Origin of the sequence: Curtobacterium sp. MCLR17_059, assembly GCF_003234665.1 — a bacterium.
Taxonomy (GTDB): Bacteria; Actinomycetota; Actinomycetes; order Actinomycetales; family Microbacteriaceae; genus Curtobacterium; species Curtobacterium flaccumfaciens.
The window spans coordinates 41,642-52,160 of sequence record NZ_QKSU01000017.1 but is presented as its reverse complement, the minus strand read 5'-3'; the positions used below and the strand labels follow the sequence as shown (position 1 = coordinate 52,160).

The 10,519-nt window shown below is 71.5% G+C and carries 5 protein-coding genes and 1 rRNA gene; 5 read left to right on the top strand and 1 reads right to left on the bottom strand.

The window, feature by feature from the left end:
- The 4 genes from rrf to DEJ12_RS17145 form a co-directional block, all read left to right on the top strand.
- Positions 1 to 103, top strand: a 5S ribosomal RNA gene (gene rrf / locus DEJ12_RS17160); the annotation flags it as partial.
- A 128-nt stretch (positions 104 to 231) separates the two neighbouring features.
- Entirely contained in the window at positions 232 to 1,362 is a 1,131-nt protein-coding gene (locus DEJ12_RS17155; protein ID WP_111031015.1) for an ROK family transcriptional regulator, read from the top strand.
- Between the two features lie 104 nt (positions 1,363 to 1,466).
- Positions 1,467 to 3,482, top strand: a complete 2,016-nt coding sequence (locus DEJ12_RS17150) for a beta-galactosidase (RefSeq protein WP_111031013.1) — start codon at positions 1,467 to 1,469, stop codon at positions 3,480 to 3,482.
- On the top strand, positions 3,479 to 5,638 hold the full coding sequence (locus DEJ12_RS17145) for an alpha-galactosidase (RefSeq protein ID WP_258375603.1): 2,160 nt from the start codon (positions 3,479 to 3,481) through the stop codon (positions 5,636 to 5,638). The genes DEJ12_RS17150 and DEJ12_RS17145 overlap by 4 nt, the downstream gene beginning before the upstream one ends.
- 527 nt (positions 5,639 to 6,165) lie before the next feature.
- Here the strand turns inward: DEJ12_RS17145 and DEJ12_RS17135 are convergent.
- A complete protein-coding gene (locus tag DEJ12_RS17135) occupies positions 6,166 to 8,715 on the bottom strand; it encodes a glycoside hydrolase family 2 protein (protein WP_111031009.1) in 2,550 nt (849 codons plus the stop codon).
- 116 nt (positions 8,716 to 8,831) lie between these two features.
- On the opposite strand from DEJ12_RS17135, the gene DEJ12_RS17130 reads away from it, so the two are divergent.
- On the top strand, positions 8,832 to 10,517 hold the full coding sequence (locus DEJ12_RS17130; RefSeq protein ID WP_111031007.1) for an ABC transporter substrate-binding protein: 1,686 nt from the start codon (positions 8,832 to 8,834) through the stop codon (positions 10,515 to 10,517).
- Positions 10,518 to 10,519: the final 2 nt, after the last annotated feature.

Here is a 10,519-nt window from a genome sequence, read left to right as displayed (position 1 = left end):
CGAGAGGGAAACGCCCGGTCACATTCCGAACCCGGAAGCTAAGCCTCTCAGCGCCGATGGTACTGCAAGGGGGACCTTGTGGGAGAGTAGGACGCCGCCGGACTTAACGTAGTAAGAACCAGGGAACCCCTGACCATTCGTGGTCAGGGGTTTTCTGCGTTTGCGGCCCGTTCTGGGTCCTTGTCGAAGGGGACCGGTCAGGCCGTAGGATCAGCCGACGACGGAGGAACGATGACCGAAGCCTGGCCGGCCCTGCCCGACGGCTCCCGACTGGCGCTGCGGGAGATCCTCATCCACGGGGTCCTCTCCCGTGCCGAGATCGCCCGGTCACTCGGGCTCTCACGGGCGAGCCTCACCCGAGCCATGCGCATCCTCGTGTCACAGCGGCTCGTGGTCGAGGTCGGGACTGATGTGCGTGGTGCCACCGGTCGCCCGTCTGAGCTCCTGCAGGTGAGCAGCGGGCAGTGGGAGTTCCTCGGCATCAAGCTGACGAAGGACCGCCTGTACGCCGCGGTCACGGACCTGGGCGGACGGGTCCTCGCCCTGCACGAAGAGGCGATCGACGACACCGCGGCCGAGTCGCTCGCGGAGCAGATCACCCTGGTGCTCGAGCGGCTCCGGGATGCGCACCCGGCCATCTGTGCGATCGGGGTCTCGCTGCCCGGAGACGTCATGGTGCGGGCGGGGGAGTCCGTCGTCGCGGCGTCGGTGTTCCTCGGGTGGCACGAGGTGCCCTTCGCCCGGATGCTCGAGGAGCGGACCGGGATCGCCACGTTCACGGCGAACGACGTCCATGCGCTGACGGCGAAGGAGCACTGGTTCGGTGCGGGCGCCGGCCGTGGGTCGATGGTGCTCGTGACGGTCGGTGAGGGCCTCGGCCTCGGGCTCATCGCGAACGGGCAGGTCTCCACCGGGGAGCACGGGCGACTGGGGCGCATCGGGCACCTTCCCGTCCTCGGAGGCGGTCCGGACTGCGGTCTCGGTCACGCCGGGTGCGCCTCGAGCTACCTGCCGAGTCCGGTCATCGTGCGGAACGCCGGCCACGAGGGGAAGACGTACGACCAGGTGGTCGAGCTCGCGCGGGACGGCGACGAGGGCGCCCTCGCTGCGTTCGAGGACGCCGGCCGCGCCCTCGGGGTCCTGCTCGCCACCGCGGTGCACATCGCGGACCCCTCGGCGATCGTGCTGACGGGCGACGGGCTGCCCGTGTACGACCTGGCGCGGGCGACCGTGGACGAGTCGATGCGGGCCGCCCTGGCGCCGTACACCGAGCCGGTCACGGTGGAGGTGCAGCCGTTCGAGTTCTCGGAGTGGGCACGTGCCGGGGCGGTCCTCGCCATCCGTCGGCTGCTGGGGGAGTAGCCCGCGACCGGCCTTGCAGAGCTGTCGACGCGTTAGTTACACACGTTGACAAACGCGGACGCAGACGGGAGGCTTGAGCGGTCCACACCATCGAAGGAGATGCCGTGACCGCTGCCCCCACCGTCCCGTGGCCGACCGACGGCCTGTCGTTCGGCGGCGACTACAGCCCCGAGCAGTGGCCCCGGGAGACCTGGCTCGAGGACGTCCGCCTGATGCGCGAGGCCGGGGTGAACCTGGTCACCGTCGGGGTGTTCTCGTGGGCACTGCTCGAGCGTTCGCCGGGGGACTTCACATGGGAGTGGCTCGACGACGTGCTCGCGCTGCTGCACGAGCACGGCATCGCGGTGGACCTCGCGACGCCGACCGCTGCTCCACCGAACTGGCTGCTGACCGCACACCCGGAGATCCTCCCGGTGGACGCCACGGAGCGGCGAGAGCGACCGGGTGGACGACTCGGGTGGTGCCCGGCCTCCGAGCTGTTCCGGGAGTACGCGCTCCGCATGGTCGACGCGCTGGCGGAGCGGTACGGTCGGCATCCCGCGGTGCGGCTCTGGCACGTGAGCAACGAGCTCGGCGGCGGCAACGGCCGGTGCTACTGCGAGGAGTCGGCAGCGGACTTCCGGCACTGGCTCGTCGCGAAGTACGGCGACGTCGAGGCCGCGAACGACGCGTGGGGCACGGCCTTCTGGGGGCACACGTACACCTCGTTCGACGAGGTCTCGCCGCCACGGGGTGTGGGCGGGGCACCGAACCCCGGGCTCGCGCTGGACTTCGAGCGGTACTCGTCCGACGCCCTGCTCCGCCAGTACGACGCCGAGAAGGCCGTCATCGAGCAGCACTCGGACGTGCCGGTCACGACGAACTTCATGGTGGGCGCTGGGTCGCAGGTCGTCGACTACGCCGGGTGGGCGAAGCACGTGGCGATCGTCGCGAACGACCACTACACGCTCGTCGACGACACCCGCCGCGAGCAGGACCTCGCGCTGGCCGGTGACCGGATGCGCGGGATGTCGGCGGACCGCCGCCCCTGGCTGCTGATGGAGCACTCGACGGGCGGCCCGAGCTGGCAGCAGCGCAACCGCGCCAAGGAACCCGCGGAGCTCGTCCGGAACGCCCTGGCGCACGTCGCGCACGGGTCCGACGGGGCGCTGTTCTTCCAGTGGCGGGCCTCCACCGCGGGCGCGGAGCAGTTCCACTCGGCGATGCTCCCGCACGCCGGCACCCGCACACGCATCTGGCGCGAGGTGCTCGCCCTCGGCCGGGCACTGCAGGCCCTCGCACCCGTCCAGGGCACCCGCGTCGAGCCGGCCCGGGTCGCGATCGTCGTGGACGAGGCCTCCGGGTGGGCCGTGCAGTCGGGGCTCAAGCCGCACCGGGGCCTGCGCTACGGCCGGGAGCTCCGCGCCTGGCACCGCGCGTTCCACGACCGGCAGGTGCTCACGGACGTGGTCCCCGCCGACGCCGACCTGGACGGCTACGACGTGGTCGTCGTGCCGACGATGCTCATCGTCGACGACGCGACCGCCGCGCGGCTGTCCGCCGTGGTGGACCGCGGCGCGACCCTGATCGTCACGTACCTGTCCGGCGTCGCCGACGAGACCGCCCGCATCCGCACCGGCGGCTACCCGGGCGCGTTCCGCGAGGTGCTCGGCGCCTGGAGCGAGGAGTTCACCCCGCTCCAGCGCGACGAACGCTGGACCCTCGACGACGGCGAGGTCGTCACCGACTGGGCCGAGGCGGTCGTCCTCGAGGACGCCGAGTCCGTGCTCCGCTACACCGACGGCCCGCTCGCGGGCCGGCCCGCCGTCACACGCCGCGCCGTCGGCGGCGGCGCCTGGTACGTGTCCGCGATGCTCGCGGACGACAGCATCCAACGGCTCGTGGACGGGGTGATCGCGGAGCGGGGGATCCTGCGGACGGTCACCGGGCCTCCCGGCCTGGAGGCGGTGCGTCGCGTCGGCGACGACGGTTCTGCTTTCCTGTTCCTCGTCAACCACCGCGCTGACGACATCACGGTCGTCGCGTCCGGCACGGACCTGCTCGACGGGTCCGGCCACGGGCCGGACACCGTCGTGCCGGCCGGACGCGTCCGCGTGCTGCGCGAGGAGCGGGCCTCGTGACCGTCGTGGAGCGCGAGTCGACAGCCGTCGGTGCAGGCGATCGACGCGTGCACGTGCTGCGATCAGCCGGGGTGTCGCTGGTGCTGGCCTCCGCTGCGGACGGGCTGCCCGAGGTGCTGCACTGGGGTCGGGACGTCGGGCCCGTCGCGCCGGACGACGCGGCCGACCTGCTGCTCGCACTCGGCCGGCCGCTCGGACCGAGTGCGCTCGACGCGCGGTGGCCGCTCACGGTGCTGCCGACCGAGCGCGACGGGTGGGAGGGGCGACCGGGGATCGCGGGGCACGTGGACGGGCTGCCGCTCGTGCCGCGGTGGCTCGACGTTGTGGTGATCGGTGACGACGAGCGGATCGTCGTGACCGCCGAGTCGGACTCGTTGGCGCTCCGGAGCGAGTTCGCGCTCGACTCCGCGGGGGTGCTGCGGGTGCGGCACACGGTGACGAACACCCACGCCGAGCCCGTGCACGTGCAGGCGCTCGAGGCGACGCTGCCGGTGGGCGAGCGGATCACCGAGGTGCTCGACCTGGGCGGACGGTGGACCCGAGAGCGCACACCGCAGCGCCGGGGGGCGACGGCCGGGAGCCACGCGCGGGAGAGCCGTCGCGGGCGGACGGGCCACGATTCGCCGACGTTGCTCGTGCTCGGGACGCCCGGGTTCTCGGACGCCGAGGGTGAGCTGTGGGCGGTGCACCTGGCCTGGAGCGCGGACTCCGTGTACCGGTACGACCAGCTCGCCGAGGCGCGACCATTGCTCGGTGCCGGAGAACTGCTGCGCGCCGGCGAGGTCGTGCTCGGCGAGGGGCAGTCGTTCACCGCCCCCGACGCCGTGTTCGTGTGGAGCGACACCGGGATCGACGGGCTGTCCGACCGGCTGCACGACTCGTTGCGCAGCCGCCCGGGGCACCCGCGACGACCCCGGCCCGTGGTGCTCAACACGTGGGAGGCCGTCTACTACCGGCAGGAGCTCGAGCCCCTGGTGGCCCTGGCCGAGACGGCGGCGGACATCGGCGTCGAGCGGTTCGTGCTCGACGACGGGTGGTTCCTCGGCCGGCGGTCGGACTCGACCTCGCTCGGGGACTGGCGCGTCGACCCGTCGGTGTGGCCGGACGGGCTGGCACCGCTCGTCGACCGCGTACGCGCGCTCGGCATGGAGTTCGGGCTGTGGTTCGAGCCCGAGATGGCCAGCCCGGTGTCCGAGCTGGCGGAGGCACACCCCGAGTGGATGCTGCAGCGCCCCGAGGACGACGTCCGCACGTGGCGGAACCAGTACGTGCTCGACATGGCGAACCCACTGGCCCGGCACCACGTGCTCGAGAGCATGTCCCGCGTGATCGGTGAGCACCACGTCGACTTCGTGAAGTGGGACCAGAACCGGGACATCGTGCACGCTGTGCACGCGGGACGCGCCGGCATCGACGCGCACACCCGCGGCGTCTACGCGTTGATGGACGAGCTGCGTGCGCGGCACCCGTGGCTCGAGATCGAGGCGTGCGCGAGCGGCGGTGCCCGGATCGACCTCGGCGTGCTCGAGCGCACCGACCGGGTGTGGCCGTCGGACTCGAACGACGCCTTCGAGCGACTGCCGATCCAGCGCTGGACCGAGGCACTGCTCCCGCTCGAGCTGATCGGCTCGCACGTCGGGCCGGAGATCTCGCACACCACGGGCCGGCACCTCGACCTGGACTTCCGGATGGCGGTGTCGTTGTTCGGCTCGGCCGGCATCGAGACCGACATCACGAAGCTGTCGCCCGAGGAGCTCGACCGGCTCCGGGCCTGGACGGCGCTGTACCGACGGGAGCGCGGGCTGCTGCACTCCGGGCGGCTGCGGCACCTGGACCTCGGGGAACCGGGGACGGTGGCGACGTCGGTCGTGGCCACCGACCGTGCGCGGGCGCTGGTGCGGGTGGCGCGGACGGAGACGGGGCCGAGGTCGTTGCCGGTGCCGCTCCGGATGCGCGGACTCGACCGGTCGCGGCGCTACCGGCTCGCCCCGGTGTCCGGGCTCGCTGTGCCGCGCGGGCTCGACATGGTGCCGCCGGAGTGGCTCGTGCGCGGACACCTGGAACTGACCGGCGCCGTGCTCGAGGACGTCGGCGCACGGCTGCCACTGCTCGCACCCGCGACCGCGATCGTGCTGGAGCTCCGCGCGATCGACTGAGCGCCGTCAGCCGCGCTGTTTCGGCGGAGGAAGGGTTTCCTGATCGGCGACGTGACGGTTCTGGTTCGCGATCCTCGGCGATCGTGAACCAGAACCGTCACGCGTCGAGAGGAAATGGCCGTCCCGGGGCGCTCGGTGGGGCGCCGCGCGGTGAACGAGGCGCGGTGCGGGACGATCACTCCGTCCGCGGGCTGCGGTGCTGCAGCCTGCAGGTGCTGCAGGTGCTGCAGGTGCTGCAGGTGCTGCAGGTGCTGCAGGTGCTGCAGGCTGCGCTGTTGCGGGCTGCGGGCTGCGGGCTGCGGGCTGCGGGCTGCGCTGTCGGGGGCTGCCGGCTGCGGTATTGCGGGTGGGAGTGGTGCGGGTGCGAGTGGTGCCGGTGCGAGCGGCGGTGCTGCCGGGTTGCGGGTGCAGCGGAGGTGTGCGGGCGTGCTCGGGTGACGGTTCCGGTTCGCGAACCCGGGGGATCGTGAACCGGAACCGTCAGCGGCGCGAGGGAACGTCGCCGTCCCCCCCCTAGGGCACCCGGGTCAGGGCAGCAGCGAACCTGCGTGGCGGAGGACGAGCGGGTGGACGAGCTCCTGTGCAGCGATGCCCGGCGCGCCCGTCACCGTGAAGGTCACCGACTCGCCGGGGAGCAGGGACGCCAGGCCGTCGTCGACGCGGGCGGCCGCATCGACGCGGTCGGGGAACAGCGAGACGTCGCGCGCGTACGCCGTTGCCGTCACGGTGACCGTTGCGCCGTCCTCCGTCGCCGACACGACCGTGGACAGCGGCGAGGGCTCGAGTGCCTGGTCGACGACCTCGGCGAAGTCGTGCACGGTGCGGGTGCCGGCTCCCGTGACGACGAGGACCTCGGAACCGGCGTCGCCCGGCACCGCGAGCGACGACGGCAGCTGCGCCCGGTCGGCATCGGCGGGGGCGGCCGCGAGCATGAACGACGACGACTCGAGCACGGTGCCGTCGAAGGCCACGCGGGAGACCGTGACCTCGTCGGCGACCGGCGCCCCGGACGCGTTGACGAGGACGACGTCGAGACCTCCGTCGCCGTCGCCGCCCTGGCCACCGGACGACGGCTGGACGGTGAGCAGCACGGGCTGGTAGGCCTGCCGGACGGCGTACCAGACGGGCTTCCGGATGCCGGCGTGGTCGACCAGGGCCCAGGAGACCACGGGCCAGTCGTCGTTGAGCTGCCAGACGACCATGCCGGTGTTGTCGGGCGTGCGGGAGCGGAACCACTCCATGCCGAAGCGGATCGCGTGCGCCTGGTTGAGCTGCGCGGCGAAGTGCCAGTCCTCGATGGAGGTCGGCTCGGGCAGGTGCCCCCGCATGCCGTCGGCGAGCTTCCGGTTGCCCTGGTCGGCCTTCTGGTGCACGAGCATCTCGTGGCCGTCCGGGTCGAGGGGCTCGTCGTGCACCACCGCGGTCAGGGTCGACCACGCCGGCGGACCCTGGAACCCGAACTCGGCGACGAACCGCGGCTCCCAGTCGGCGTAGGCGCGGTAGTCGAGCCGGTTCCAGACGTCCCAGATGTGCACGCTGCCGTTCCGCTGGTCGTTCGGCGTCAGGTACTCGTCGAACGAGAACGGGCTGCCCGGCGTGTACGGCCGGGTCGGGTCCAGCTCGGCGACGACCGCCGGCAGCAGGGAACGGTAGTAGCCGTTGCCCCAGGTCCGGCCGACGAGCGACGGCCGCCAGCCCCACTCGGCGTAGGCGACGAGGTTCTCGTTGTTGCCGTTCCACACCACGAGCGACGGGTGCGGGCTGAGGCGGGTGACGGCCTCGCGGACCTCGGGCTCGACCTCGTCGGCGAGCCAGGGCTCCTCGGCGTAGGCGGCACAGGCGAACAGGAAGTCCTGCCACACCAGGACGCCGAGCTCGTCGCACCGGTCGTACAGGTCGTCGGACTCGTAGATGCCGCCGCCCCAGATGCGGAGCAGGTTCATGTTCGCGTCGATCGCGTCCTGGATCCGGTCCGCGTAGCGCTCGGGCGTCATCTCGGTCAGGTACGCGTGGTCGGGGATCCAGTTCGCCCCGCGCACCATGACCGGACGGCCGTTGACGCGGAGCAGGAACGGCGCACCGCCGGCGTCGGCGGCGGTGTCGAGCGTGACCGTGCGGAAGCCGACGCGGCCGGTCCACACGTCGTCGCCGACCTCGACCCGGACGTCGTACAGCGGCTGGTCGCCCTCGCCGCGGGGCCACCAGACGGCGACGTCGGGGACCTCGAGGCGGACGGTCGCCGCGCCGTCGACGACGGGGCGTGCGCCGACCACCCGGCCGCCGGTGTCGGAACCGGTGTGTCCTGCGGACGCGGGGTGCGGGGCCAGGGTGATCCGGGCCTCCAGGCCGGTGCCCGCGGAACCGTCCGCGGACGCGACGGGCGCGCTGCCGATGGCCTGCGAGAAGGAGCCGGTGGAGCCGGCGTGCTCGACGTCGACGTGGGCCGTCAGCACCCCGGTGGTGCCGTCGAGGTCGACGAGCGGGCGGACGCCCGCGATGCGGACGCCGCTCCAGGACTCGATGCCGATCGACTTCCAGACGCCGCTCGTGGCGACGTCGACGCCCCAGTCCCACCCGAAGTTCGACGCGTTCTTGCGGAGCGCGTTGTAGGGGTGGTGGTTGACGTGGGGCAGCTCGCCGCCGTGCAGTGCGGACAGACGCTCGGCGGCGGGGACGGGCGCGTCGAACGTGACGACGAGCTCGTTCGTGCCCGGTCGGAGCAGGTGCCCGACGGGGAACCGGTACGAGCGGTGCTGGTTGGCGGTGGTCGCGACGACGATGCCGTTGAGCTCGATCGTGGCGAGGGTGTCGAGGCCCTCGGCGACGAGGTCGTGGCGGGTCTCGTCCGGCGCGGTCCACTCGAACGTGCGGCGGTAGCGCCAGACGGTGTCGCCGATCCACTGGGTGGCGGCCTCGCCGTCGCCGTCGAACGGGTCGGGGATCCGGCCGGCCCGCAGCAGGTCGGTGTGCACGCAGCCGGGGACCTGCGCCTCGACCGGTTCGCGGTGCTCCGCCGACTGCTCGGGCCCGGTCACCGCCTCGAGGGTCCACGTGCCGTCCAGGGTGGTCCGCTCCATTGCGTCTCCTCATCGTTACGGGGCCGTGACCCGACCCCTTGACCGCCTTAGTTTACGCGTGTAACAATCACGCTCACAACGTGGACCCTGCGACGACGCAGACCGAGAGGACAACGATGTTCAACCCAACCCGTTCACGGCTCGCCATCGGCGGCGCCGTTCTCCTCGCAGCCGGCCTCGCGCTCAGCGGCTGCAGCTCCAGCGGCACCGCCAGCACGAACGACGCCGCTGCCTCGACCCTGGTGGCGTACACCGGCCAGTCCGGCGACTACCAGATCAACTTCAACCCGTGGTCGCCGTCGAACATCGGCGGCGTCGGCACGATCTACGAGTCGCTCTTCTTCATCACCAACGTCAACACGAAGGACCCGAAGCCGCTGCTCGGCAAGTCGTACGAGTGGAACGACGACGGCACGCAGCTCACCATCACGCTGCGCGACGGAGCCACCTGGAGCGATGGCGAGCCCTTCACCTCGAAGGACGTCGTGTTCACGCTCGACATGCTCAAGAAGCAGAAGGCCCTGAACTCGATCGGCTACGACGGCACCGCGAAGGCCGACGGCGACGACAAGGTGGTCGTCTCGTTCGACAAGCCGTCGTTCGTGCTCGGCCCGAACCTGCTCGGCAAGACCTGGATCGTGCCCGAGCACCTGTGGAAGGACATCGACCCGACCACCGACGTCGTGCGTGAGCCCGTCGGCACCGGCCCGTACACGCTCGGCACCTTCAAGGCGCAGGCGTTCACCCTCGAGGCGAACAAGAAGTACTGGGACGGCGCCCCGGCCGTGAAGACCATCCGCTACCTGTCGCTCTCCGGCAACACCGCCGGCGCCGACGCACTGAAGCAGGGGTCGATCGACTGGCAGACCGGCCCGGTGCCGAACATGGACGACATCCCCGCCAACTACAACGGCTACGACGGCATCACCGTCGGCCAGAACCAGATGGCCCTGCTGACCTGCGCGAACACCGACCTGGGCTGCGCCGGCCCGCAGACCGACCCGGCCGTCCGCCACGCGATCGCCGACGCCATCAACCGCAAGCAGCTCAACTCACTGGCGTTCGAGAACACCGCGAGCGAGATCTCGCCGACGTTCGCGCTCACCACGACGCAGAAGGACACCATCTCGAAGGACATCGAGCCGGCCGTGATGCCGGAGACCGCCGACACCGACGCGGCCGCCTCGACCCTCGAGGACGCCGGGTGGGAGAAGGGCTCCGACGGCATCTACGCCAAGGACGGCAAGAAGCTGTCCCTGACGGTCGAGGTCGTCACCGGGTGGACCGACTACATCACCGCGATCGACACGATGACGCAGCAGCTCAAGGCCGCGGGCATCGAGCTCAAGGCGCAGCAGTCGTCGTGGAACGAGTGGACCGACAAGAAGACCAAGGGCAACTTCGAGCTCGCGATCGACTCGCTCGGCCAGGGCCCGACGGCGAACCCGTACTACCTGTACAACAACTACTTCACGACGGCCAACACCGCGAAGGTCGGTGAAGCGGCCCCGATGAACATCTCGCGGTACAGCAACCCCGACGTCGACAAGGCCATCGCGAAGCTCGCCACGATCAACCCCGAGGACACCGCGGCGACCCAGCCCGAGCTCGACACGATCCAGGAGCACATCGTCGAGGACCTGCCCTACATCCCCGTGATGACCGGCGGCACGACGAGCGAGTTCCACGCGGCGAAGTTCACCGGCTGGCCGACGAAGGACGACCTGTACGCGTTCCCGGCGGTCTGGGCGAGCCCGGACAACGCCGAGATCTTCAAGGCGCTCAAGCCGGCGAAGGGCTGACA